The organism is Novosphingobium sp. GW821-FHT09E05 (assembly GCF_059416165.1).
This window is the reverse complement of sequence record NZ_JBWKOQ010000001.1, coordinates 41,041-64,057: the sequence shown is the minus strand read 5'-3', so window position 1 is coordinate 64,057 and position 23,017 is coordinate 41,041. Positions and strand designations below refer to the sequence as shown.

22 protein-coding genes are annotated in these 23,017 nt (G+C 68.0%); 11 read left to right on the top strand and 11 right to left on the bottom strand.

Annotated elements, in window-relative coordinates; genetic code table 11:
- Positions 1–176 precede the first annotated feature (176 nt).
- The 5 genes from AC07M9_RS00320 to AC07M9_RS00300 all read right to left on the bottom strand — a co-directional run bounded on the left by AC07M9_RS00320 (position 177) and on the right by AC07M9_RS00300 (position 5,143).
- Positions 177–866, bottom strand: a complete 690-nt coding sequence (locus tag AC07M9_RS00320) for a phosphotransferase-like protein (RefSeq protein ID WP_494880365.1) — start codon at positions 864–866, stop codon at positions 177–179.
- Positions 863–1,807, bottom strand: coding sequence for a DUF7064 domain-containing protein (locus AC07M9_RS00315; RefSeq protein WP_494880363.1), 945 nt, complete (start codon positions 1,805–1,807; stop codon positions 863–865). Before AC07M9_RS00315 ends, AC07M9_RS00320 begins: the two co-directional genes overlap by 4 nt.
- Positions 1,804–2,259 carry a nuclear transport factor 2 family protein gene (locus tag AC07M9_RS00310; protein WP_494880361.1) on the bottom strand — a complete coding sequence of 152 codons (456 nt, stop codon included), beginning with the start codon at positions 2,257–2,259 and terminating at the stop codon, positions 1,804–1,806. Before AC07M9_RS00310 ends, AC07M9_RS00315 begins: the two co-directional genes overlap by 4 nt.
- Positions 2,260–2,530: 271 nt before the next feature.
- Positions 2,531–3,742: a M20 metallopeptidase family protein gene (locus AC07M9_RS00305; RefSeq protein ID WP_494880359.1), complete on the bottom strand. Its 1,212-nt coding sequence runs from the start codon at positions 3,740–3,742 to the stop codon at positions 2,531–2,533.
- A 45-nt stretch (positions 3,743–3,787) separates the two neighbouring features.
- On the bottom strand, positions 3,788–5,143 hold the full coding sequence (locus AC07M9_RS00300) for a lipopolysaccharide biosynthesis protein (RefSeq protein ID WP_494880357.1): 1,356 nt from the start codon (positions 5,141–5,143) through the stop codon (positions 3,788–3,790).
- A 152-nt stretch (positions 5,144–5,295) separates the two neighbouring features.
- Here AC07M9_RS00300 and AC07M9_RS00295 point away from each other — a divergent pair, with 152 nt between their 5' ends.
- Positions 5,296–6,054 (top strand): phosphocholine cytidylyltransferase family protein, encoded by a 759-nt coding sequence (locus tag AC07M9_RS00295; protein ID WP_494880355.1) that lies wholly within the window; start codon positions 5,296–5,298, stop codon positions 6,052–6,054.
- A 478-nt stretch (positions 6,055–6,532) separates the two neighbouring features.
- Here the strand turns inward: AC07M9_RS00295 and AC07M9_RS00290 are convergent, their stop codons facing one another.
- A complete protein-coding gene (locus AC07M9_RS00290; RefSeq protein WP_494880353.1) occupies positions 6,533–6,994 on the bottom strand; it encodes an HIT domain-containing protein in 462 nt (153 codons plus the stop codon).
- A gap of 4 nt (positions 6,995–6,998) precedes the next feature.
- Entirely contained in the window at positions 6,999–8,132 is a 1,134-nt protein-coding gene (locus tag AC07M9_RS00285) for a CDP-alcohol phosphatidyltransferase family protein (protein ID WP_494880351.1), read from the bottom strand.
- Between the two features lie 169 nt (positions 8,133–8,301).
- Between AC07M9_RS00285 and AC07M9_RS00280 the strand changes: the two genes are divergently transcribed.
- The 3 genes from AC07M9_RS00280 to AC07M9_RS00270 are packed head-to-tail and all read left to right on the top strand — an operon-like array spanning position 8,302 to position 11,049.
- A complete protein-coding gene (locus AC07M9_RS00280; protein WP_494880349.1) occupies positions 8,302–9,357 on the top strand; it encodes a diacylglycerol/lipid kinase family protein in 1,056 nt (351 codons plus the stop codon).
- Between the two features lie 40 nt (positions 9,358–9,397).
- Positions 9,398–10,306: a hypothetical protein gene (locus AC07M9_RS00275; protein ID WP_494880347.1), complete on the top strand. Its 909-nt coding sequence runs from the start codon at positions 9,398–9,400 to the stop codon at positions 10,304–10,306.
- The gene (locus tag AC07M9_RS00270) at positions 10,303–11,049 is read left to right on the top strand and encodes an NTP transferase domain-containing protein (protein WP_494880346.1); all 747 of its coding nucleotides are present in this window, start codon (positions 10,303–10,305) and stop codon (positions 11,047–11,049) included. Before AC07M9_RS00275 ends, AC07M9_RS00270 begins: the two co-directional genes overlap by 4 nt.
- A gap of 32 nt (positions 11,050–11,081) precedes the next feature.
- Here the strand turns inward: AC07M9_RS00270 and AC07M9_RS00265 are convergent, their stop codons facing one another.
- Positions 11,082–11,579 (bottom strand): DUF2141 domain-containing protein, encoded by a 498-nt coding sequence (locus AC07M9_RS00265; RefSeq protein ID WP_494880344.1) that lies wholly within the window; start codon positions 11,577–11,579, stop codon positions 11,082–11,084.
- A 297-nt stretch (positions 11,580–11,876) separates the two neighbouring features.
- Here AC07M9_RS00265 and rpe point away from each other — a divergent pair, with 297 nt between their 5' ends.
- From rpe to dxs, 7 genes are all read left to right on the top strand, one after another.
- A complete protein-coding gene (gene rpe / locus AC07M9_RS00260) occupies positions 11,877–12,539 on the top strand; it encodes a ribulose-phosphate 3-epimerase (protein ID WP_494880342.1) in 663 nt (220 codons plus the stop codon).
- A gap of 41 nt (positions 12,540–12,580) precedes the next feature.
- Complete coding sequence (locus tag AC07M9_RS00255) at positions 12,581–14,461, top strand: heparinase II/III family protein (protein WP_494880341.1); 1,881 nt, start codon at positions 12,581–12,583, stop codon at positions 14,459–14,461.
- Between the two features lie 466 nt (positions 14,462–14,927).
- Positions 14,928–16,520, top strand: a complete 1,593-nt coding sequence (gene purH, locus AC07M9_RS00250; protein ID WP_494880339.1) for a bifunctional phosphoribosylaminoimidazolecarboxamide formyltransferase/IMP cyclohydrolase — start codon at positions 14,928–14,930, stop codon at positions 16,518–16,520.
- A 113-nt stretch (positions 16,521–16,633) separates the two neighbouring features.
- Positions 16,634–17,233, top strand: coding sequence for a hypothetical protein (locus tag AC07M9_RS00245; protein ID WP_494880338.1), 600 nt, complete (start codon positions 16,634–16,636; stop codon positions 17,231–17,233).
- 146 nt (positions 17,234–17,379) lie between these two features.
- Positions 17,380–17,529, top strand: coding sequence for a hypothetical protein (locus tag AC07M9_RS00240; protein WP_494880336.1), 150 nt, complete (start codon positions 17,380–17,382; stop codon positions 17,527–17,529).
- A gap of 59 nt (positions 17,530–17,588) precedes the next feature.
- The gene (locus tag AC07M9_RS00235) at positions 17,589–18,050 is read left to right on the top strand and encodes a Fur family transcriptional regulator (RefSeq protein ID WP_494880335.1); all 462 of its coding nucleotides are present in this window, start codon (positions 17,589–17,591) and stop codon (positions 18,048–18,050) included.
- Between the two features lie 78 nt (positions 18,051–18,128).
- Positions 18,129–20,051, top strand: a complete 1,923-nt coding sequence (dxs, locus tag AC07M9_RS00230) for a 1-deoxy-D-xylulose-5-phosphate synthase (RefSeq protein WP_494880333.1) — start codon at positions 18,129–18,131, stop codon at positions 20,049–20,051.
- 576 nt (positions 20,052–20,627) lie between these two features.
- On the opposite strand, the gene AC07M9_RS00225 is transcribed toward dxs, so the two are convergent.
- The 3 genes from AC07M9_RS00225 to AC07M9_RS00215 form a co-directional block, all read right to left on the bottom strand.
- On the bottom strand, positions 20,628–20,765 hold the full coding sequence (locus tag AC07M9_RS00225) for a hypothetical protein (RefSeq protein WP_494880331.1): 138 nt from the start codon (positions 20,763–20,765) through the stop codon (positions 20,628–20,630).
- 33 nt (positions 20,766–20,798) lie between these two features.
- A complete protein-coding gene (locus AC07M9_RS00220) occupies positions 20,799–21,629 on the bottom strand; it encodes a hypothetical protein (RefSeq protein WP_494880329.1) in 831 nt (276 codons plus the stop codon).
- A gap of 377 nt (positions 21,630–22,006) precedes the next feature.
- On the bottom strand, positions 22,007–22,969 hold the full coding sequence (locus AC07M9_RS00215) for an IS1595 family transposase (RefSeq protein WP_494880328.1): 963 nt from the start codon (positions 22,967–22,969) through the stop codon (positions 22,007–22,009).
- Positions 22,970–23,017: the final 48 nt, after the last annotated feature.

Sequence of the window (23,017 nt, the reverse complement as noted above, 5' to 3'; positions counted from 1 at the left end):
GCTCCCCACAGCAGGATCAGTCAGTCCTGCCGCCCGGGGCCGAACATTGTGAACCCGCCAGCGGTCCCGGACCTGATCCGGGACCGCTGGCAAGGCCGCGCCCGACTCAAGGCCAGGCGCCGCGCCGCAGTGGCCCATGGCGAGCTATCGCCTCAAGGGTACCCGGCGCTCCCCGGTCAAGCCGGGGATGACGACCAATGCGCCCGCAGTTCATCGAACGCCGTGCCCGGCCCCTCGGCCAGCCGCGCCGAGATCATCGCGCAGACCGCCTCCGGCCCATGCACCGACGTGTCGATAATCAGGTCCGAAACCGCGTTGCGATAGACCTCCTCGTAGAACCACGTGCGCAGCCGGGTCAGCCGGTCGACGATCTTGCGCACGGCATCCTCGCCGAGCAGGTCGGTGGGGATCTTCTTGTCCATCCGCCGCTCGGCGACGCGGCGTTCCAGCACTGCGAACGGCGGCTTGAGCGTCACCAGCAGCACCGGCAGCCCCGCGGTGCGGGCGACGAGGTCCTGGAGAACCGGCGGGTCGCTCATCAGCAGGTGGTCGAACACGACATTGAGGCCTTGCCGCGAACTGGCTGCCATCCATTCGTGAAGCGCGGAGAAGGCCTTCGTGCCCTCGGGCCCGAACCGCCAGCGCAGCGGGCCATCGGGGTCGGCGGGATCGACCGGCACGGCCTCGATTCCCTGCGCAGCGAGCGGCCCGTGGTGGCCGTATTTCGCCGGCAGGGTCTGCGCGGTGAAGTGGTCGATGCCGTAGAGCAGCCAGTAATCCTCGCGGCTCTTCTGGAACAGCTCGCAGGTGGTCGACTTGCCCGAACCCGAGGTGCCGTTGACGACGACGATCTGGCCCAGGGTCATAGCGGGCTCCCCAGCGCGATCTCGCCGCGCGCGATGCGGCGGAAGCGTTCGGCGGGGGAAAATTCCTGGTTGTCGCCCCAGTGCTCGACGCCGTCCCAGTCCCAGCGCACCAGCGACCAGACCACCGAGTGGTCGGTATAGCCGGTGAAGACGAGGCCGGGGTCGATCGTGCCGGTGGCCTCCATCGTGCGCCCCAGCGTATCGGTGCCCTGCCACAGCACCTTTGCCGGGCCGAACCGGCCCCACTCCAGCACCTCGCGCCGGCCGGAGGCGAGGCTGGCCATTTCGCCGTCCTTCCAGATGAAGCCACCGATCGACCGCGCCTCGGTGCCCTCGCCCATGGCGATCGCGTGGAAGGCACTTCCCTCTGCAATGCCCCAGAAGTAGCCCCCGCAGGCCAGCGATTCGTACTCGCGCGCGCCGTAGGAGGTGTCGCGCATCGACCAGCAGTCGATGGCCCATTCCTCGCCGTGGCGGCGCACGGCGCCGGTCATGCGGCCGGGCTGCTCGATGTGGAACTTCGCGGTCGAGGCCTGCCCGGCATCCCCTGTGCGCAGTTCGTGCGCGGGTCCGATCGCGGTCCAGGTGAGGTCGAGCAGCAACCCGTCGCGGTCGTAGTCGAGCTTGTACTTCGCCATCGGCTCGATCATCCGGCACGAGAGCGAATTGCGCGCCTGCATGTCGAACTTGCCGCGCGTGCCCGCCGGGAGCGCCTGCAGGTGGCTCCACTGGTAGTGCAGGCAGTCGTGCTGGAAGGTGCCCGAGGGGTCCCACAGCACCGGGCCGCCGTTGAGCATCCCCATGTTGGGGCGGAAGTAGTACTGGATCATGCCGTGGACATGGCGCTCGGGGATCGAGAGCGAGAACCACACGCTTTCGTTCCAGTAGGGGTTGTCGTCGCGGCCTTCGCCGAAGTGGTCGGCGAATGTCAGGTCATTCATGCCGCGCGTACTCCTTCGGGCCATTCGATCTGGAGACTGAGGCGCGTCAGGGTGAGCGTGGCGATGCGCCACTCGCCGTCTTCGAAGCGGTAGGTTTCGTGGTAGTGGCCGCGCCCGACAATCGCCTTCCAGCCCTCGCGCGGATGGGCGCGGGTCCAGGTGATGACGTCCTGCATCGCCCAGATGCCCGAGGCGGTGGCGGCGTCGTGGACCTCGATCTCGGCGGTCAGGCCCTGGTGGCACGAGACCGCGTGTTCGAGCGAGGTCCGCAGGCTGTCGGCATAAGCCTCGCCGCCGCAGAGCCAGATGCGGCCGTCGGGAGTGAGCACCTTCATGTCGTGGGTGAAGACCTGCGCCAGTTCGTCCCACTGCCTGGTGTCTATCAACCGGAAATAACGCGCCTTCAGGTTGCGGATCCGCTCGATCGCCTCGAGCCGCGCGATGGCGTCCATGTCCTCTCCCACGTTTGTCGCGCGCAGGTCAGCAAACCGCGCCGGGCTTGGCAAGCGCAGGACGCGCGGGAGGATCGACAATGGGCGGGGCTGGAGCGTGGACGACCCATCGGCGAGGCCGGATCAAAAAGCTACGTCGTCCCCGCGTAGGCGGGGACCCCGCTTGTTCCTTCGAGGCCGCGTCGTGGTGCCAGGGAGCGCCAAGCCGCCGAACATCCCTTCAAGGAGGGACGCCGCGTGCAGGTACTTCAACCGACGCCGGCCCGACAGGTCAGCCCCAGCCGCGCGCCAGGAAAGTCGTCGCCAGTCCCGCTAGGAACGCGGCGCCGCGCGGCATCACCGTCTCGTCGAGCATCATTTTCGTCGAGTGGATGCCGCAGCACTGCCGCCAGTCGTCGCCCGCAGGCGCGAAGCCGAGGAAGAACATCGCGCCGGGGACCTTCTCCAGCACGTAGGCGAAGTCCTCCGCGCCCATGATCGGGTCGGCGAGGCGCTGGAAGGCGCCCTCGCCCAGCATGGCGCGCGCCACCTTCTCGCCGAAGTCCACCGCGCCCGCGTCGCACAGGGTGACCGGGAAGCCTTCGAGCACGGTCGTCTCGGCGCTCAGCCCATGCGCGCCGGCGATCCCGGCGGCGAGCAGCGGCAGTTCGTCCCTCAGCCGCGCGCGGTTGGCCGCCGAGAGCGTGCGCATGGTGCCGGTAAGCTTCGCGCTGTCGGAAATCACGTTGTGCGCGGTGCCCGCCTCGATCTTGGAGATGGTCACCACCACCGGGTCGAACACGCTGAAGCGGCGCGCGACCATGGTCTGGATGGCTCCGACGATCTCGCAGGCGATCGGCACCGGGTCGAGCGTGTCGTGCGGCATCGAGGCATGGCCGCCGCGCCCGGTCACGGTGATCTGCAGCTGGTCGGCGGCGGCGAGCAGCGGCCCGGCGCGCCCGCCAATCAGCCCGTGCGGCGCATTGGGCATGACGTGGAGCGCGAAGGCGGCGTCGGGCAGCGCATGGCCGAAACCCTCGCCGCCGAGCAGGCCGTCCTCCAGCATGAAGCGGGCGCCGTGGTAGCCCTCCTCGCCCGGCTGGAACATGAAGCGCACTTCGCCGGCGAGGCTGTCCGCTTGAAGCGCGAGGATTTCCGCCGCGCCGGCCAGCATGGCGACGTGGGCGTCGTGGCCGCAGGCATGCATCATGCCGGGAACAGTCGAGGCGAAGTCCAGCCCGGTCTCCTCGGGCATCGGCAGCGCGTCCATGTCGCCGCGCAGGAGTACGCTGCGGCCGGGCTGACCGCCCCGCAGCGTGGCGACGAGGCCGGTGGTGGAGGGCCCCTCCGCCCACTCGAGCGGCAGGTGAGCCAGCGCGGCGCGGATCTTGTCGCGGGTCTTGGGCGTGTGGAGGCCGATCTCCGGCTCGGCATGGACCGCGCGGCGCAGCGCGGTGATGCGGTCGGAGAGTGCGGCGGCTTCGGCGACGAGGGATGCGGGCATCACGGCATGATACGCAGGCTGGCCCCCGTGTCGAGCCGGGTCGGGTCAGTCGAGCGCGTCCTCGTCGATGCCGACGGTGATCTGGCCCGCGTCGACCTTCTGCAGCGTGCGCCAGGCCATCACTCCCATCGCGAGATAGGACACCGCCCCGGCCAGCGCGACCGCCCAGGCCGCGCCGCTCGGGCCGATCGGGATGAACTGCCACAGGCCCACGCCCAGCGCCACGACGGCGATGAGGCGCGCCACCAGCGACAGCCGCGCGCGCCCGGTCGCATGGAGCACCGGCTCGAAGGCGACGCTGGCGAGGTCGAAGCTCGCGGCGATGGCGAGCGGCACGAGGATGCCCGCGCCGCTCTCGAACGCCTCGCCGCCGATCATCGCCAGCAGCTGCTCGCCCGCGACGACCGCGATGAGCACGACGACGATGCCCGCCGCGCCCGCGATCAGCGTGGTCTGGAGCGCCAGCTTGCGGAATTCCGCCGCCTTGGAGGCGACGCGCACGCGGGCGACCTCGGCATAGACCGAGCGGGTCAGCAGCGTCGAAAGCTTGCTCAGCGCCTGCGAGAGCTGCGAGGCGAGGCGGTAGAGGCCCGCCGCGCGGGTGCCGACCCAGCCGCCGACGACCAGCAGCGGGCCGTTCTTCATGGCCGCATCGATGGTCGAGCCCGCATAGGTGATGAGGAAGAATCGCGTGACGCCGGGGTTCTCGGCCAGCGCCAGGCGCCACTTGCCGAGGTTCGAGATCCGCACCGCCTGCGGGCAGAGCCGCCGCGCCATGATCCAGTAGAGGATGGCCTCGAGGATATCGATCAGCGCCCAGGCCGCCAGGAACCGGCCGACGGTCGGACCGGTGAACCAGATGACGAGGGCGGCGACCAGTCGTCCGCTGGGCACGATGGCCTCGACGTAGACCGCCATGTCGAACCGGTTGAGCGCGCGCACGATGCCCGTCGGCGCCGAGACCAGCGCCCAGAGCGAGCCGCAGCAGAACCAGAAGGCGACGTCGATGTAGCCGGGGTTGAGCTCCAGCACGTGCGCGAAGCCGTAGATCGTCACCGCCGCGAGAGCGCAGCCGATCAGGGCGCCGACGCCGTCGAGCACGCCGCAGAGCATGCCCAGCCTGCCGAACTTGTCCCAGTCGCGGTTGTGGATGTGTTCGGTGCCGTAGCGGACCACGACGCGCCAGGTCTGGAAGCCGGCGATCGAAGTGATCGCCTGCGCCGTCCCGAAGATCAGCGAGAAGTGGCCGAAGTCCTTCAGTCCCAGCGTGCGGGTCAGGATGGCGAGATAGGCGAGCCCGCAGATCGCGCCGAAGCCCTTGCCGCCGAGCAGCCAGGCCGTGTTCTGGAGTATCCGCCCTAGCGGAGAGGCGCTCTCCTGGCGGTCGCGTTTGGCGGGCATCGGCGTGCATTTGGACGAGGGGGCTGTCACTTGCAAGGGATCACTCGTAGTTGGGGGAACGAAGCGATGGGTCCGCTCCCGCCAGAGCTTTTCCTTTCGCGCCGCAGTCGCTATCTGGCGCGGCTCCCCCTGAAGCAGACTGAACCTGAACCATGATCGAACACGCCATCCTCCTCAGCGCCGGACAGGGCTCGCGCCTGCTGCCGCTCACCGCCGAGCGGCCCAAGTGCCTGATCGACTTCTCGGGCCGCTCGCTGATCGAGTGGCAGATCGAGATGCTCGCCCGCGGCGGGGTGAAGAAGATCGACGTGGTCACCGGCTTCATGACCGACATGCTGGAGGAGCACCTCGCCGCCATCAGCGATCCGCGCGTGGAAATCGCGATCCGTTTCAATCCCTTCTTCAAGGTCGCCGACAACCTCGGCTCGTGCTGGATCGCGCGCGAGGCGATGCAGGGCGACTTCATGATCCTCAACGGCGACACGCTGGTGTCCGAGGACATCGTGCGCAAGGTCCAGCAGGGCGCGCTCGGCCCCGACGGCAGGCCCTGGCCGGTCACGGTGACGGTGGACGTCAAGGCCGAAGGCTACGACAGCGACGACATGAAGGTGGAGCGCACCGCCGACGGCCGCCTCGTCCACATCGGCAAGACGCTGACGGCGGCGCAGTCGAACGCCGAATCGATCGGCTTCCTCGCCTTCCGCGGCGAGGGCGTCGACCTGTTCCGCGAGACCGTGCGCCAGGCCATGCGCACCCCCGAGGGAGTCCAGCACTGGTATCTCAAGGTGATCGATTCGATCGCCCCCACCGGCAAGGTCGGCACCGTTTCGATCGAGGGACTGGACTGGGCCGAGGTCGACTTCCTCAACGACATCGAGATCGCGACCAAGCTGACCGATAGTTGGGTGTGAAAACCCATCGGTGGCGGGCGCCCGATGCCCGGCTTAGGGTCGGGCCGCTAGGTCGATGAACAACTTCGGACAGTCTTCAAACGCCCCATTGCGGTCGCTTGAAAGCCAGATAGAAGCGAATGCGTTGGAAAAAATGTCGGGCTGTGTTTTGGGATTTTTTCGGTGGCACACGAACGCGCGCGCTTTTGGCTGACAGTAATAGGCATAATACCGTTTATGGTGACCTTCACCGCTGCGGTCCTGACATTCTTCTTTTCTCCAGAATACATCAGTATCCCTACGGCTTTGTTCCTATCGTGTATCTTGCCTATGATGATCAGTTCTGTTGCATTTCCGATTTTGGCATTATTTTGGAAATGCGGTCAATGCGGTCAACAATATTTCGTATTTTTCATGCCTTACTGGCTTTTTGATAAAACTTGTCAAAGCTGCCAGTTGCCTGATTGAAACGATAACGACCGATAACCACCCGTCTCGGTCATTCGGCGGACGTCGAATTTGTCCAAGCCGCCTGGGCAAAGTGCCCCTTCAGCCAATCCACCAGCGCGCCAAGCTCCTCGCCCTCCAGCGCCACCGCGTGGCCGAGGTCGGGCACCTTGGGCCAGCCGCAGTCGACGAATTCGCGCCCCTGCCATGCGCGCCCGCCTTCGTAGCGGGGAATGACGTGGAAGTGGACGTGGGGGTCCACCATCATCAGCATCAGGTAGTTGAGCTTCGCATAGCCCACCGCCGCGCCCAGCGCGGCCTCGATGGCGGCGGTGACGGTCTTGAGCTCGCCGTGCGCCTCGGCGGGGATGTCGCCGAACGCGGTGGCGTCGCTTTTCGCGGCCAGCACCAGCGCGCCGAGCGTCGGCTGGGCGGGGCGGGCGAGGACGAGCCAATGCTCGAACTCCGCGACGAGGCTCGCGGGCCAGCCGAACTTCTCGATCGTCGCGTTCATGCGCTCAGCCTTCCGACAGCCAGGAGGTGATCGTGCCGCTCCGCGCCTTGAGACGCGAGGCCTGGACCAGCCGCACGGCGTGGATCAGGCACGAGACGACGGTCCACCAGGCCACTGCGATGAGGCCGAGATCGGGCCGACCGAAGACCACCGAGACGAACAGGATCACCATGTTCGGGTTGCGCCGCGCGGTGACGAGGCGGAACCGGCTGTCGAAGCGGCGCCAGACGTGGATGTGCATGCCGTTCCAGCGGATGAAGGCCCCTTCGATCAGGCGCTGGACGACGTAGCCACCCTGGATCGCGCCCTGCACCCACCAGAAGGTCGCCGGATCGTAGGCCAGCCCCCAGCTGCCGAGGCCGGTCGCCCAGAACCACCACCAGAACGGCGGATGGACGAGATCCATGCCGTGATCCGCCACGTTGCCCCAGTACGACGAGGTGATCGTGCAGCGCGCCAGCTTGCCGTCCACGGTGTCGAGCACCATGAACACCAGCCCCGCCGCCATGCCCGCCCAGTAGTGCCCGTAGGCGAACAGCACCGTCGCCATGACGCAGAACACCGCGCCGACCGCCGTCACCATGTTGGGCGTGATGCCCAGTTTCGCGCAGATCCGGGTAAGCACCAGCGCCCATTCGGGCCAGAGATACTTGGTCAGCACGTCGGTCACGCCCTTGTAGGCGCCGAAGTAGCTGGCGCGCTCGATCGGCCGCACGGTCGCGGGGGTGAGCGCGCGGAGGAACGGCGTCTCGCGCTTCCTCAGCGTCTTGTTCTCGATCGTCGGGCCATCCTCGTAGGCGATCACCTCCAGTCCGGCGATGTCGCCGAGCGGCGTGCCCCCGGCCATGGCCTGCGCGATTCGGGCGGTCTGCGCGCCGTCGGCGGCATGGGCGAGCGCCGGGACGCCGCCCAGCGTCAGCACCATGCCGGGCCGGCCGACCACGTTGCCGAACCACGCCGGATCCCAGGCATGCGCCGCGTTGGACAGGATCGCCGGTCCCGTCGGCGGGCCATCGACGGGTTCGAGCCCGGCCGCGCGTGCGATCCGTCCGACGCGCTGCGCCATGGTGAGGCCCCAGAGCTTGACGGAATTCTCGCCGATCGTGGCTACGGGCAACACCTGGTTTTGCTGGCTCATGTCCCAGCCCGTAATGGCTTGGCGGCAGGCTGGCAATCGCCGGGGAGGGCGCGAAGCGTGTCCGCCATCGTCGTGGCGGTACGGCAACAGCTGCCATCGAACTGTAACCTTAATGTGTCACAGCATGTTTCTTCGTGATTTTTCGACCGCGCGCCATTACATAGGCGCCGTGTACGGAAGCATCTACGAATTCGAAACGCTGCCGACCTTCGGCGAGCCCGGTCGGCGCGAGAGCGGCCGTCTGTCACGTCCTGCCCGCCGGGGCCGGGCGGTTCCGCTCGTCGGCATCGTGCGCAATCCCCGCAGCCATCGCAACAAGGGCGTCGCGCCCGAGATGGCGGATTGCTCCAACATCCTCACCCAGACGCCCGGCACGCGCGAGGAACTGCACTACACGCTCGCCGAGTTCGCGCGGCGCGGGGTGGACTACCTTGTGGTCGACGGCGGCGACGGCACCGTGCGCGACGTGCTGTCCTGCGGCGCCGACATCTTCGGGGACGACTGGCCGACCTTCATCGTCCTGCCCAAGGGCAAGACCAATGCGCTGGCGGTCGATCTCGGCCTGCCCAACCGCTGGTCGCTGGCCGAGGCGCTCGCCGCCGCGCAGCGCCGCGGCACGATCGCGCGCCGTCCGCTGCGGCTGACCCCCAAGGACGGCCCCAGGGACGGCAAGTCGCGCGCGATCCTCGGCTTCGTGCTCGGCACCGGCGTCTTCGCCCGCGCCACCGAGGCGGGGCAGGAAGCGCACCGGCGCGGCGCCTTCAACAGTTTCGCGGTCGGGCTTTCGATCCTCGCCGCCATCGTCGGCGCGCTCTTCGGGCGCGAGGGCAACGTCTGGCGCACCAGCCCGCCCACGCGCATCGTCGACCGCCACAGCGGCCGGCACCTGCCCTACACCGGGCACGGCCGCCCCGACGAGCGCTTCATGACGTTCGCCACCACGTTCGAGCGCTTCCCCCTCGGCGCGCGCCCGTTCGGGCGCAACCCGGCGCCGGGCCTGAAGCTGGCGGTGTTCGATTCGCCGGTGCGCTGGATCGTCGCGCTGCTGCCCGCGATCATGGCCGGGCTCAACGGCAAGTTCCTGACCCGCAACGGCGCCAACCGCTTCGCCGCAAGCGACCTCGACCTCGACATCGGCGGCACCTTCATCCTCGACGGCGAGGCCTTCCCGGCCGGCCGCTTCGTGCTCGACGAAGGCCCGCAGATCAATTTCGTGGTTCCCTGACGGCTTGTAATCGGGACAGGCCTGCCCGATGCAGGCCGGCATGAGCGAAGACCTCCTCCTCAGCCGCATCGACACGGCGCTCGGCCGCCCGGTCGTGCCCGCAGTCCGCGCATTCGCCCGGAAACTGGCGGAAAGCGCCGGCGCGCTCGGCGTGCTGTTCTACGGCTCCAACCTGCGTACCGGCGCGCTCGAGGGCGTGCTCGACTTCTACGTGCTCCTGCCCGGCCCCCAGGTCGAGCGCATCTGGCCGCGCGTGAGTTACCACGAGTGGGTCCACGAGGGCGTGCCCCTGCGCGCCAAGGTGGCGACGATGGCGCTGGAAACCTTCCGCGCCGCCGCTGCCGGGGACAAGCTCGACACCACGATATGGGCCCGGTTCGTCCAGCCCAGCGCGCTCGCCTGGGCGAGGGACGAGGCCGCCGCCGCCGCGATTCCCGAAGCCGTCGCGCAGGCCGCGCGCACCGCCGCGCGCCTCGCCGTAGCGCTGGGGCCGGAGGCGGGAACGCCCGAGGACTACTGGCGCGCGCTGTTCCGCGCGACCTATGCCGCCGAGTTCCGCGTCGAGAAGGCGGGCCGCGAGGATTCGATCCTCGCCGCCAACCGCGCGCATTTCGACGGCCTGCTGCCGCTGGCACTGGCTGCGCAGGGCATCGACTTCACGCGCGAGGGCGACATCCTGCGCCCCAGGGTCACGGCGCGCGCCGCGACCCTGTCGTGGTGGCAGCGCCGCCGGCGGATGGGCAAGCCCTACAACGTCCTGCGCCTGCTCAAGGCCTCGACCACCTTCGAGGGCGCCGCGCGCTACGCCGCCTGGAAGGTCGAGCGCCATACCGGCGTGCCGGTGACGATCACCCCCTGGCGCGAACGGCACCCGGTGCTCGCCGCGCCCGGCGTGCTGTGGCAGGTCTGGCGCGGCCGCAAGGCGCTGGCGAAGGGCGTGCAGGCATGAGGCCCGCCGCCCTGATCCTCGCCGGATCGCGTCCCGGCGCGCCCGACCCGGTCGCCGCGGCGGAAGGCGTCCCGCACAAGTCGCTGGCGGTGATCGCGGGCAAGCCGATGCTCGCCCATGTCGTCGCCGCCCTGCGCGAGGCCGGGATCGAGCGCATCGCCGTCTCGGCCAGCGACGCGCACGTCCGCGACCTTGCGCTCCTTCTCGGCTGCGAAGTGCTCGCGACGGGCACCGGGCCCAGCGCCAGCGTCGCCATCGGCCTCGGCGCGCTGGGCGCGCCGCTGCTCGTCACCACCAGCGACCACGCGCTGCTGCGGCCTGAATGGGTGCGCGATTTCCTGGCCGATACGCCCCAGGGCAGCGACGTCGCCATCCTGCTCGCCCGGCGCGAGGCGATCGAGGCGGCAATGCCCGGAAGCCGCCGCACCTACCTGCGCTTCGCCGACGGGCAGTGGTCCGGCTGCAACCTGTTCCTGCTGGCGAGCGCGCGCGCCGGACTGGCCATCGAGACCTGGAAGATGGTCGAGGCCGACCGCAAGCGCCCCTGGCGCATCGCCGCGCGGCTGGGCCTCGGCATGCTGGCCGGCTACGCGCTCGGCCGCCTGACCCTCGCCGCCGCCATCGCGCGGCTGGGCGGGAAGATCGGCGTCACCGCCAGCCTCGTGGCGGCGCGCGACGGGCTGGCGGCGGTGGACGTCGACAAGCCCTCGGATCTCGCGGACGCGCGCCGGCTGCTGGGCTGACGCCGTGCCCGCGCAGGCGGGGACGACGGCTTCTACATATATTTCATCTGTATCCGGATCGCCCTGACCCCGCCGCCCACCGGCACGCCGACCTTGGTGTAGCTGGGCTTGCCGAGGTTGAAGATGTTGATCGACGGATTGTTCGACATCGCCCCGCCATCGGTGCGGATGTCGGTCTCGCCGTTGCCGTTGACGTCGTGGCGCACGGCGATGCCGTAGGTGCCGGACGCGGGCAGCGGCACGCAGAAGGTCATCGTGCCCGCACGGGCCGGCACTTCGATGCGCGAGAGCCACTTGCCCTTCTGCAGCCATTCGCCCGGGGTCGCGCGGTACGACTGCACGCGCAGCTTGCCCGACGACGACTTCACACCGTCGACGGTGACCATCAGAGCGGGTCCCCGGTCGGAACTGCAGCGGCTCATCTCGTTACGGATTTCGTTGCGGTATTCCGTCCGGCTCTGGGCCAGAGCGGGCGTGGTGAGCCCGAGGGCGGCCAGGGCGGCCAGCACGGCGGACATTCGATGGGGCATTGCGATCGATCCCCTGGGACTGGTCGTGGTCATTGCGCTTCCATGTAGGGAGCCTGCCGGGCGCAGGCCAGAATGCTTTTTCACGGCCCCCGCATGCCTCCCTCGCCGTGAATGGGCAGTGAACTCTCCATTCCGCCGACGGCAAGCAACGCTTCGTCGTCATGGCCGCGAAATCCGGCCGTTTCCGCCGCTTGGCGGCGCTTGACGCAACATCGCGTGTGGAAAACGGGCCGTCCGCGCTTGTGGCCCCAAGATATGGTGGCGTATCCCCGGCGCAAGGAGTTGCACCACCCCACCATGACCATCCCGCTGATTTCCCCCTCGATCCTGTCCGCCGACTTCGCGAAGCTGGGCGAGGAAGTGCGCGCCATCGACGAAGCGGGGGCCGACTGGATCCACGTGGACGTCATGGACGGCCACTTCGTGCCCAACATCACCATCGGCCCGGCCGTGGTGAAGGCCCTGCGCCCGCACAGCGCCAAGGTCTTCGACGTCCATCTGATGATCTCGCCGGTCGATGCCTACCTCGAAGCCTTCGCGGATGCCGGGGCGGACTACATCACCGTCCATCCCGAAGCCGGACCCCACGTCCACCGCACGGTGCAGACGATCCACAACCTCGGCAAGAAGGCGGGCATCTCGCTCAATCCCGCGACGCCGGCCAAGATGCTCGACTACCTGATCGACGACATCGACCTCGTGCTCATCATGAGCGTCAATCCCGGCTTCGGCGGGCAGAGCTTCATCTCCAGCCAGCTGCGCAAGATCGAGGCGGTGCGCAAGATGATCGACAAGTCGGGCCGCGACATCCGCCTCGAGGTGGACGGCGGCGTCGACGCGAAGACCGCGCCGCTCTGCGTTGCCGCCGGCGCCGACGTGCTGGTGGCGGGATCGGCCACCTTCCGCGGCGGCCCCTCGCAGTACGCGGCCAACATCCAGACGCTCAAGGGCCTGGCATAGGCGTGGGCCTGGGCACCCATCCTCGCCCGGCCGCAGATCCGATGGGGCGGAACCTGGAACCATCCCGGGCGCTTCCCCTGTCGGACGCGGTGGAGGTGGGTGTGGCAGATGACAGCGCGAATGAGCTCCCCGCCGCGCCGGTCCCCCATCCCGTACACGCCGCTCACCCCGCCGAAGTGATCGAGCCCGGCCATATCGAGCCGGGCCGCGCGCTGGCGCTGGTCGATTTCTCGCCCCCCGCCGCGAGCCTGGGCGAGAAGTTCATCCGCATGGCCTACCGCATGGGCGTGCCGGGATCGATGCTCGCGGGGCCGGTGGGCAAGAAGGCGCGCAACCGCCTGCTGGCCACCGTCGACAACACCCTGCCCGGCAGCCGCGCCGCGGGCACCGCGATCCGCGCCGGGCACTTCCTCGTCCACGGCGCCAAGACCCCGGTCGCGCAGGTAGACTATGCGGGCGCGCAGCGCGTCACCCCGCCGCTGGAGAAGGTCGTCCACTCCTTCTCGTGGCTGACCGACCTCGAAGCCTGCGCGCCGCGCGAACAGGGCGCGCCCGTGGCCGAGCGCATCCTCACCGCCTGGCTCGCCGCCAACCCCGCTCCCCCGTCGAAGCCCGGCAAGGGCCCGGCGTGGAACGTGGGCAACACCGGCATGCGCGTCGCCAACTGGCTGGCCCACGCCCCGCTGATCCTCTCGGGCGAGAAGACGCTGCGCCTGCGCACGCTGGCGCACATCGCCGCGAGCGCGCGCTGGCTCGACCGCCATGTTTCGAACGCCGAGGACCAGCTCGCCGAAGTGGCCGGCTGGGTCGGCATCGTCGCCGCCGGGCTGCTGCTGCCCGATGGCCGTCCGCGCCGCCTCTACGGCGAGGCCGGGCTGATCAAGGCGCTGGGCGAGCTGATGGGCGACGACGGCGGCGTGCTGTCGCGCAGTCCGCTTGCGCAGATGGAGGCGATCGCGCTGCTGGTGCGGCTGCGCAACTGCTACCACGCCACCCGCCGCGACGCCCCCCCGGCGGTCGAGCGCGTGGTCGAACTGCTGCTGCCGCCGCTCCTCGCGCTGACCCACGGCGACGGCGGGCTCGGGTCGTGGCAGGGCGGCTGGGCCGTCTCGGCCGAGGACCTCGACGGGCTCGTCAAGGCCAGCGGCGTGCGTACCCGGCCTTTGCGCGACGTGCGCCAGTGGGGCTACCAGCGCGTCGTCGCGCACAAGTCGGTCCTGCAGTTCGACACCGCGCCGCCGCCGATGCCCGCGCAGGCGCGCTTCGGCTGCGCCTCGACGCTGGCGTTCGAATTCTCGCACGGCGTCCACCGCCTCGTCGTCAACTGCGGCGGCGCGGCGAGCGGCGGGGGGCTGGTGCCCGTCCGGCTCGAACAGGGCCTGCGCGCGACCGCCGCGCACTCCACGCTTACCCTCGACGACGCCAATTCCACCGCGATCCTGATCGGCGGCATGATCGGCTCGGGCGTCACCGAAGTCGCGCTCGACCGCAAGACCCTGCCGCAGGACAACGGCACTGCCGCCAGCCGCCTCGACGCCAGCCACAACGGCTACGCCGCGCGCTATGGCCTGACCCACCAGCGCATCCTGATGCTGCGCGACGACGGCACCGAACTTCGCGGCGAGGACCTGCTGGTGCCCTCGGGCCGCAAGGGCAAGCGCGGCATGGTCGGCTTCGCGATCCGCTTCCATCTCGGGCCGGAGGTCGACGTCAACCTCACCGCCGATGGCCAGGGCGCCGCCCTGTCGCTGCCCGACGGCGGCTACTGGCAGTTCCGCTCGGGCGCGGGCGCGGTGACGGTCGAGGATTCGCTGTGGGTCGACGGCCAGGGCCGCCCGCAGGCGACGCAGCAGCTCGTCATCCAGGGCATGGTCTCGCGCGGGGGCGGGACGTTCGGGTGGCTGCTCAAGAAGATGAACTGAGCCGGTCCACTACAACGGCCGGGATTGAAATCTCCGCGAATGGCCGCTATCATGCCAGTGCTGTATCTAATCGATATATCACCTCCAAGGGGCGCGCTATGCCAGTAGCGTGCCCCTTACCGTTTGGGGAACGGGTGCCAGCCCATTCCCGCCCGTGATCACTGCCGGCGCGACAGCTCCACGACCTTGAGGATCAGGGTCGTGAAGGCGAAGCAGGCCATGATGATCATGAGTGCTGTATCTAATTGAATATAAACCACCTCCTTCATGCAGCGCGATTTCGGGTTTCCCCGAGCTGCGCCGCCTGCATAGACGGGATAGGCCCGGCCGCGCGGTTAAGGCTTTTTCATCGCGCGCCGCCCCTTCCGGGCGCGGCTTCGGCGCATAAGCGGCCGGCGCCCTTGCCCCCCGACCCCTCCCGTCCTAAGGGCGCGCGCAAAGACCCTGCCGCAAGGAAGCCCGCCCGATGACCGATTCCGTCCAGATCCGCCGCGCCCTGCTGTCGGTGTCCGACAAGACCGGCCTTGCCCAGCTCGGCCAGGTGCTCAGCGCGCGCGGGGTCGAACTGGTCTCGACCGGCGGCACCGCCAAGGCGCTGCGCGAGGCGGGCCTCACGGTGAAGGACATCTCCGAGATCACGGACTTCCCCGAGATGATGGACGGCCGCGTCAAGACGCTGCACCCCAAGGTCCACGGCGGGTTGCTCGCCGTGCGCGACAATCCCGAGCACGCCGCCTCGATGGCCGAGCACGCAATCGGCGCGATCGACCTCGTGGTCGTCAACCTCTACCCCTTCGAGGCGACCGTCGCCAAGGGCGCGGGGCGCGACGAGGTGATCGAGAACATCGACATCGGCGGCCCCTCGATGGTGCGCTCGGCGGCCAAGAACCACGCCTTCGTCACCATCGTCACCGACCCGAAGGACTACGCCGGCCTGATCGACGAGCTCGAAGCGACCGACGGCGCCACCACGCTGGCCTTCCGCAAGCTGATGGCCGCGCGCGCCTATGCGCAGACCGCCGCCTACGATTCGATGATCGCCCAGTGGTTCGCCGCCGTCGACCAGGGCCTCGAATTCCCCGAGATGCTCAGCGTCAACGGCCGCCTCGCGACGACCCTGCGCTACGGCGAGAACCCGCACCAGAAGGCCGCGCTCTACACGCCGGTCGGCCCGTTCACCAAGGGTCTGGCGCAGGCCGAGCAGGTGCAGGGCAAGGAACTGTCCTACAACAACTACAACGACGCCGACGCCGCGCTCGAACTCGCCGCCGAGTTCCGGGGCCAGAAGCCCGCCGTCGTCATCGTGAAGCACGCCAACCCCTGCGGCGTGGCCCAGGGCGATTCGCTGCTGGAAGCCTGGGAAGGCGCGCTCGCCTGTGACGACGTCTCCGCGTTCGGCGGCATCGTCGCGGTCAACACCCCGCTCGATGGGCCCACCGCCGAGGCGATCTGCCGGATCTTCACCGAAGTCGTCGTCGCCCCCGACGCCGACGAGGAAGCCCGCGCGTTCTTCGCGAAGAAGAAGAACCTGCGCCTGCTGCTGACCGGCGACCTGCCCGATCCGCGCCGCGCCGGTCTGACCGTGCGCGGCATCACCGGCGGCCTGCTCGTGCAGAACCGCGACAACGGCGCCATCGGCTTCGACGACCTCAAGGTGGTGACCGAGCGCGAGCCCACCGACCGCGAGCTGGCCGACTGCCTGTTCGCCTGGACCGTGGCGCGTCATGTGAAGTCCAACGCCATCGTCTATGCGAAGGACGGGGTCACCGCCGGCATCGGCGCGGGCCAGATGAACCGCCGCGATTCCTCGCGCATCGCCGCGATGAAGGCTGCAGAAGCCGCCGAGAAGTTCGGCTGGGACGCCGCCCGCACCGTGGGCTCGGCGGTCGCCTCCGACGCCTTCTTCCCCTTCGCCGACGGCCTGCTCGCCGCCGCCGAGGCGGGCGCGACGGCCGTCATCCAGCCGGGCGGCTCGATCCGCGACGACGAGGTGATCGCCGCCGCCAACGAGGCGGGCCTGGCGATGGTCTTCACCGGCATGCGCCACTTCAAGCACTGAGACGCCCCTCCCGCTCCCCGCTGCGTCACCGGGGCTCGCAATGACGGCGCGGGTCGGTACTATGGCCGCCTGGACGGCCGGTCGCAGGCGGCGGAGCAAGGAGACAATCGACCATGTGGGTGATCTGGTTCGGCCCCGTGGTTGTCGTCTTCTTCCTTGTCGGCATGACGATCGCCGCCGTCCTGCTACGCCTCGGCAGGCTGCGCTCGCGCCGCAGCGCGCTCGCCGCGATCGCCCTGCCGTTCGCCTGCGCGGCGCTGCCGGTGCTGGCGCTGGCGCTGCTCTCGCTCGCGGCCTCCGCCTTCGCGCCCGACGACCGGGTGCTCCATGCGGAACTGTTCGGCCCGGGCCCGACCCCCGATCCCGACCGCATGCTGTTCGACGCCTTCGGGCAGGGACCGACCCGCGAAGTCCTGCTGCGCCTCGACGCCGCGCCGGCCGAGCGGGCCCGGCTCATGGCCCTGCCCGGCCTCGCCCCATCCGCAATGACGCCCCGGGCCTTTGCGAATCGCGGCAGGGACCATGGCCTCGCCAGCTGGTGGATGCATGCAGCGGTGCCCGGGACGACCGGCGATTCGCCTTTCACCGACTGCCGCGCGCCGACGATCTATGCCGCCGATGGATACAACGGCTGGCGCGAGCTGCGCATCGCCGTCTGCGCCGACGACCGGGAGGGCCCGCGCCCGGTGTTTGTTGCAGCACGGGGTCGATAGGCCCGAAAGTTGCACCCGTTCACCGCAGAGGGTCAACGGTTCGTCGATGAATGGCGGTGTTCCGTCCATCGTTCACTCGACGGACAGACACTTTTGACCACTAGGGCCCCACGCACCGTAACGACGAATTTTCGAAAGCCATTCCGATGGGACTCTTCAAGGCCGACTTCTACCGCTTCTTCGCGCTCGGCTTCGCCGGCGGCGCGGTGCTGGTGCTCGGCGCGATGGGTATCGGCGGTCATCGCCCGCTGGCCGACGATTTCGCACCCGCAGCCCAGGCCGCCGAAACGCAGTGATCGCGCCTCCGCTTCGGGCCCGGATTGCCTGACGCCGCGTGAGGCCCCATATGGGCGGCATGTCCGCTCATCATAACCACCACGAACATTCCGGCGCCAGCCTCGTCACCGAGGCCCGCAACGCGCTCGTCGAGGCCGGCGAGCAGTGGACCGAGATGCGCGCCGACGTGTTCTCCGCGCTGGCCGACCGCGAGCGCCCCGCCTCCGCCTACGACCTCGCCGAGAACGTCTCGGCCCTGCGCGGCAAGCGCGTGGCGCCCAACAGCGTCTACCGCATCCTCGACCTGTTCGTGCGCACCAACCTCGCGCGGCGGGTGGAGAGCGCCAACGCCTACGTCGCCAACACCCACCCCGGCTGCCAGCACGACTGCATCTTCCTGATCTGCGACAGCTGCGGCCAGGCCGTCCACATCGACGACGACAAGCTCACCGGCGCCCTCGTCGCAGCAGCGCGCGGCGCGGGCTTCGCGCAGGTGCGGCCCGTGGTCGAGCTGCGCGGCATCTGCGCCGACTGCAGCTGAGGCGCGGCGAACACACGAGGCGGATATTGCGGAACCGGTCAATCGACACGCAAGTCCCAAGCGTGTAAGGCCCGAGGGATGAACGCCAACCCGGCCACTCCCCTGCTCGACGAAGTTCCGACTCCCGAAGATCTTCGCAAGCTCAAGCCCGCCCAACTTCGCCAGCTCGCAGACGAACTGCGTGCCGAGATGATCTCCGCCGTCGGCCAGACGGGCGGGCACCTCGGTTCGGGACTCGGCGTGGTCGAACTGACCGTCGCGATCCACTACGTGTTCGACACGCCGGCCGACCGGCTGATCTGGGACGTCGGCCACCAGGCCTATCCGCACAAGATCCTGACCGGCCGTCGGAGCCGGATTCGCACCCTGCGCCAGGGCGGCGGCCTCTCGGGCTTCACCAAGCGCTCCGAGAGCGAGTACGACCCGTTCGGCACCGCGCATAGCTCCACCTCGATCTCGGCAGCGCTCGGCTTCGCCGTCGCCAACAAGATCAAGGGCACGCCCGGACGCGGCATCGCCGTGATCGGCGACGGCGCGATGAGCGCAGGGATGGCCTACGAGGCGATGAACAACGCGCGCGAGGCCGGCAACCGCCTCGTCGTCATCCTCAACGACAACGACATGTCGATCGCGCCGCCGGTGGGCGGGCTTTCGGCCTACCTCGCACGGCTGGTGTCCTCCGGGCAGTTCCTCGGCCTGCGCGAGCTGGCGCGCAAGTTCGCGCGCCGCCTGCCGCGCCCCTTGCACGTCGCCGCCAAGAAGACCGACGAATTCGCCCGCGGCATGGCCATGGGCGGTACCCTGTTCGAGGAACTGGGCTTCTACTACGTCGGCCCGCTCGACGGCCACGACCTCGACGCGCTGGTCCCGGTGCTGGAAAACGTGCGCGATGCGGGCGAAGGCCCGATCCTGGTCCACGTCGTGACCCAGAAGGGCAAGGGCTACGCGCCCGCCGAGGAAGCGGCCGACAAGTACCACGGCGTCCAGAAGTTCGACGTCATCACCGGCGAACAGGCCAAGGCCCCCGCCGGTCCGCCCAGCTACACCGGCGTTTTCGCCAAGGCGCTCACGGCAGAGGCGGAGCGCGATCCCACGATCTGCGCGATCACCGCCGCCATGCCGTCGGGCACCGGGCTCGACAAGTTCGCCGCCCAGTTCCCCCAGCGCAGCTTCGACGTCGGCATCGCCGAACAGCACGCGGTGACCTTCGCCGCCGGCCTCGCCGCGCAGGGGATGCGCCCGTTCTGCGCGATCTACTCCACCTTCCTGCAACGCGCCTTCGACCAGGTCGTCCACGACGTCGCGATCCAGAACCTGCCGGTGCGCTTCGCCATCGACCGCGCCGGCCTCGTCGGCGCCGACGGCGCGACGCATGCCGGGTCGTTCGACGTGACCTATCTGGCGACGCTGCCCAACATGGTCGTCATGGCCGCCGCCGACGAGGTGGAACTGGTCCACATGGTCCACACCGCCGCGCTCCACGACACCGGCCCCATCGCCTTCCGCTACCCGCGCGGCAACGGCATCGGCCTCGAGCTTCCGGCCACGCCCGAGCGGCTGGAGATCGGCAAGGGCCGCGTCGTGCGCGAAGGCTCCAAGGTCGCCATCCTCTCGCTCGGCACGCGCCTGGGCGAAGCGCTCAAGGCCGCCGACCAGCTCGACGCGAAGGGGCTGTCGACGACGGTCGCCGACCTGCGTTTCGCCAAGCCGCTCGACACCGACCTGATCCGCCGCCTGATGCTCAGCCACGACGTGATCGTGACGGTCGAGGAAGGCTCGATCGGCGGCCTCGGCGCCCACGTCCTCACCATGGCCAGCGACGAGGGCCTGACCGACGCCGGCCTCAGGATCCGCACGATGCGCCTGCCCGACGTGTTCCAGGACCACGACAAGCCCGAGGCGCAGTACGACGAGGCAGGCCTCAACGCGCCGCAGATAGTCGACACGGTGCTCAAGGCCCTGCGCCACAACAGCGCGGGCGTGACCGAAGCGCGGGCCTGAGAAGCCGCAGGCGACGGCCGCGTGCGCCTTACCCTTTCCGTAAGGGGGGAGCCGTTCGTCCCGCCACAATGGCAATCCCGGTCGCCCTCAACTCACCCCGTCGCCCCCGCGCAGGCGGGGGCCCCGCTTCCTTGTGCGACGCCCAAGGAACACGCGGGCTCACCACCCGCGCGCGAACGACGGTGCTTGACAATAATAGGCGATTATGCACTTTACAAACCCACTAGAATTTTCGTTGCGGGAAACCTGAAAACGGTTGCGCCTCACACTGCGCCGATTCTCGTATGGTGGTCGAACCTGCAGTCGCCTCGGAAATGTACTTCCCGCTTTCACGGCTCACATACGTATAGAATGAGCCATCCGCTTGTTCGTACTGCTCAAGCGTTAGATCAGTCTCGCTAACCGCTGCTATGGGTAGTGTTGACGTGCATGGGCCTTGGCACCAGCGGCGAGCTTGAAGATCGATCCTAATGGTTGAGGTAAAGGGTATCCGCATCGGCTTTTCGCCGCCGCCAGTGGTCGTCAATGTGCCTTGGCAGAACAGATTGAAGGACGCCGCTGCCATCGCGACCCACATCACTCCGGCTTCTCCACCGGCTTGTGCTTGGCGATCTTAGCCAGCCTCTCCTTGAACCGCTCGGGATCGTCGTCCGTCTCTAGCTCGCGGGCGGCTTCCTTGAATTTGTCGAGCTGGGAGGATTTGGGGTCGGTCATCGGCGGAACCTTACGAAGAGGATCGGACATAAGCTAGTCGTGATGGCCCAAGTCTTCATCGTTAGATCCGTCCAACTCATCATCATCATCGTCATCTTCCAACAACGCTTCAAGGCTGGCGATCTTACGCTTGAGAGAGGCGAGGCCTTTTCGGTCAAGTAGTGCTTCAAGGTGCACTTGCCCGCCCTTCACGTTCATGTTGATCTTGTTGAGAGAAGGCATGACACCGCTAGCGTATGCTGGCGCTAGTACTACCGGAGCGGTTGAAGCTAGGATGGCGGGATTTGAGGCGGGCGCTTGAGGGCGGGACTGCATGTTATGTTCCTGAGATGGGGTATCTGCAGGGCCATCTGCCCGAATAGAGGGCCCACTGCCATGACTATCGCTGTCGTTTGCTTCCTCCAAGTAGAGCAACGTCTGCAGATAGGCGCGTGCCGCAGGGCGAATCGCCGAGGGGTTGAAACCTCGGCGGTTGAAATATGAGATCACGCCTTCCTCAGGCGGAATCATGTCAGGCCAACGCTCTTGCATCTCACGAAAAAGGGCAGGCTCTAGGGCGGCTGCCTGTAGCTCGCGGCGTTTCTCGTCATCGTTGTCAGGATGGAGAATGGCACGCGCCCGCTCGGTTACCCGCATTTCCCCCTTACCAGCGCGCTCAACGAGCCCATACTGGGCTAGGGCTGCAAGGGCTTTGTTGGCGGGGCCGCTTAGACTGGAGTAGCCTATCATCTTGGCAGCGATCTCTCGATCTACCTTCGATGAGCGGTACTGCGCTTCAATTTTTTGGACTGCAGCAATTGCATCAGCAAGTGACATAACGGGGTAGGATGGGCTTCGTACAGGGGTATCAGGGCTCGTGCTCATGGATGCTCTCCGACTTCTCGTGTCATTGCTCTAACACGCCGGTTGGATTTCTCCAATAAAATTGCTCTACTGACTTGACGAGACGTGGGCGGCGACCGTAGACGATGAATCGCAGCTACTCACAAGGGAGGTGCAACATGAACGTCAGGAGAGTCGCTCATGCCGATCTCGCGCTCGCGGAGACGGCAAGGGTCAAATAAGAGAGGCCACCAACCCGGTGCAAGGGCGGTGGCCTCGATGTGAGCCAAGAAGCAGTAGGACCTATCAACTGGCGACGGTGTTCATAGCACCGTCGCCTTTCTTTTGGAATCCTCGATTTTTGCCGCCGCTTTGATCGCCAGCGTTGGTTCCCTTTGCGGGCTCGGGTGGCTTCCTGCTTACGCGTTGAGGTCAGGCCTCGCGTAGGTCAGCCGCTTGCCAACGATGCCTTTGAGCCCTTCGATCGCACGCGCCTTGTCGTCGAACCCGTTGGCAACGCGGTTGGTGTAGCGGAAATCGAACTCAGCAAGGTAGCGGTGCAGATGCTGCTCACCGCAGTGCTGGTAGACACCACGCATGCCGCGCTTGAAGATCGAGAAGTAGCCTTCGACGGTATTGGTGTGGATGGTGACGTCAGCCTTGCGGACGTACTCACCGCCAGCGTGCAGCACGCGGTTATGCTCGGCAAACTCCTTGCCAACCTTCCAGTACAGACGCGCTTCGTCGGTCATCAGGCGGGCTTCTGCGGCGATGTTGGCGCGCAGGATGGGGTGAATGTCCTTGGCGGTGAGGTTAGGATCGGTGAAGGTGCGGACAGCGCCGGTCTCGCGATCAAGCAGAGCCAGAACCTTCATCTTGTGACCGCCGCCCGACTTAACGGGCTTGCCTTTCTGGCGACCGATGTAGGTCTCATCGACTTCAACCATGGTGCCGTTGCCGCCGAAAGGAGCCAGATCGCCCGAACGCATGGCTTCACGGATGCGGTGGGCGAGGAACCAAGCGCTCTTGTACTGCACCTCAAGGATGCGGCTAAGCTGGTGGGCGCTGATGCCCTTCTTGCTCGATACCATCAGGTGGACGGCCTGGAGCATCTTGTGGAGGGGCATGCGGGCATGCTCAAACACAGTGCCAACCTTGACGGTGAACTGCTTGCGGCACTCGCCGCACTTCTTAAGGCCGTGACGCACAACACCCTCAGGGCTCTTGGCGCTAGGCTTGGAGCGGACACCCGCCAGATCGTAGACGCGACCGGCGACAACACCACAGTGAGGGCAGACTACGCCGTTCGCCCACACGACGCTTTCAAGGAAAGCGAAAGCCTTGGCCTCATCGTGAAAGTGAGGGGACGAGAGAACGGACATGACGGTTTGCTCCTTGCCGTCATTCCTACATTTTCAGCGTGGGTTTGT

Bases quoted from the DNA above. Each gene is read 5' to 3' on its own strand.
- dxs (WP_494880333.1), top strand. From the start codon at position 18,129: ATGAACGCCAACCCGGCCACTCCCCTGCTCGACGAAGTTCCGACTCCC.
- AC07M9_RS00235 (WP_494880335.1), top strand. From the start codon at position 17,589: ATGTCCGCTCATCATAACCACCACGAACATTCCGGCGCCAGCCTCGTC.
- AC07M9_RS00290 (WP_494880353.1), bottom strand. From the start codon at position 6,994: ATGAACGCGACGATCGAGAAGTTCGGCTGGCCCGCGAGCCTCGTCGCG.
- AC07M9_RS00275 (WP_494880347.1), top strand. From the start codon at position 9,398: ATGAGCGAAGACCTCCTCCTCAGCCGCATCGACACGGCGCTCGGCCGC.
- AC07M9_RS00320 (WP_494880365.1), bottom strand. From the start codon at position 866: ATGACCCTGGGCCAGATCGTCGTCGTCAACGGCACCTCGGGTTCGGGC.
- AC07M9_RS00315 (WP_494880363.1), bottom strand. From the start codon at position 1,807: ATGAATGACCTGACATTCGCCGACCACTTCGGCGAAGGCCGCGACGAC.
- AC07M9_RS00270 (WP_494880346.1), top strand. From the start codon at position 10,303: ATGAGGCCCGCCGCCCTGATCCTCGCCGGATCGCGTCCCGGCGCGCCC.
- AC07M9_RS00300 (WP_494880357.1), bottom strand. From the start codon at position 5,143: ATGCCCGCCAAACGCGACCGCCAGGAGAGCGCCTCTCCGCTAGGGCGG.
- AC07M9_RS00225 (WP_494880331.1), bottom strand. From the start codon at position 20,765: ATGACCGACCCCAAATCCTCCCAGCTCGACAAATTCAAGGAAGCCGCC.
- AC07M9_RS00255 (WP_494880341.1), top strand. From the start codon at position 12,581: ATGGGGCGGAACCTGGAACCATCCCGGGCGCTTCCCCTGTCGGACGCG.
- AC07M9_RS00265 (WP_494880344.1), bottom strand. From the start codon at position 11,579: ATGCCCCATCGAATGTCCGCCGTGCTGGCCGCCCTGGCCGCCCTCGGG.
- AC07M9_RS00310 (WP_494880361.1), bottom strand. From the start codon at position 2,259: ATGGACGCCATCGCGCGGCTCGAGGCGATCGAGCGGATCCGCAACCTG.
- AC07M9_RS00220 (WP_494880329.1), bottom strand. From the start codon at position 21,629: ATGAGCACGAGCCCTGATACCCCTGTACGAAGCCCATCCTACCCCGTT.
- AC07M9_RS00245 (WP_494880338.1), top strand. From the start codon at position 16,634: ATGTGGGTGATCTGGTTCGGCCCCGTGGTTGTCGTCTTCTTCCTTGTC.
- AC07M9_RS00285 (WP_494880351.1), bottom strand. From the start codon at position 8,132: ATGAGCCAGCAAAACCAGGTGTTGCCCGTAGCCACGATCGGCGAGAAT.
- AC07M9_RS00305 (WP_494880359.1), bottom strand. From the start codon at position 3,742: ATGCCCGCATCCCTCGTCGCCGAAGCCGCCGCACTCTCCGACCGCATC.
- AC07M9_RS00240 (WP_494880336.1), top strand. From the start codon at position 17,380: ATGGGACTCTTCAAGGCCGACTTCTACCGCTTCTTCGCGCTCGGCTTC.
- rpe (WP_494880342.1), top strand. From the start codon at position 11,877: ATGACCATCCCGCTGATTTCCCCCTCGATCCTGTCCGCCGACTTCGCG.
- AC07M9_RS00215 (WP_494880328.1), bottom strand. From the start codon at position 22,969: ATGTCCGTTCTCTCGTCCCCTCACTTTCACGATGAGGCCAAGGCTTTC.
- AC07M9_RS00295 (WP_494880355.1), top strand. From the start codon at position 5,296: ATGATCGAACACGCCATCCTCCTCAGCGCCGGACAGGGCTCGCGCCTG.
- purH (WP_494880339.1), top strand. From the start codon at position 14,928: ATGACCGATTCCGTCCAGATCCGCCGCGCCCTGCTGTCGGTGTCCGAC.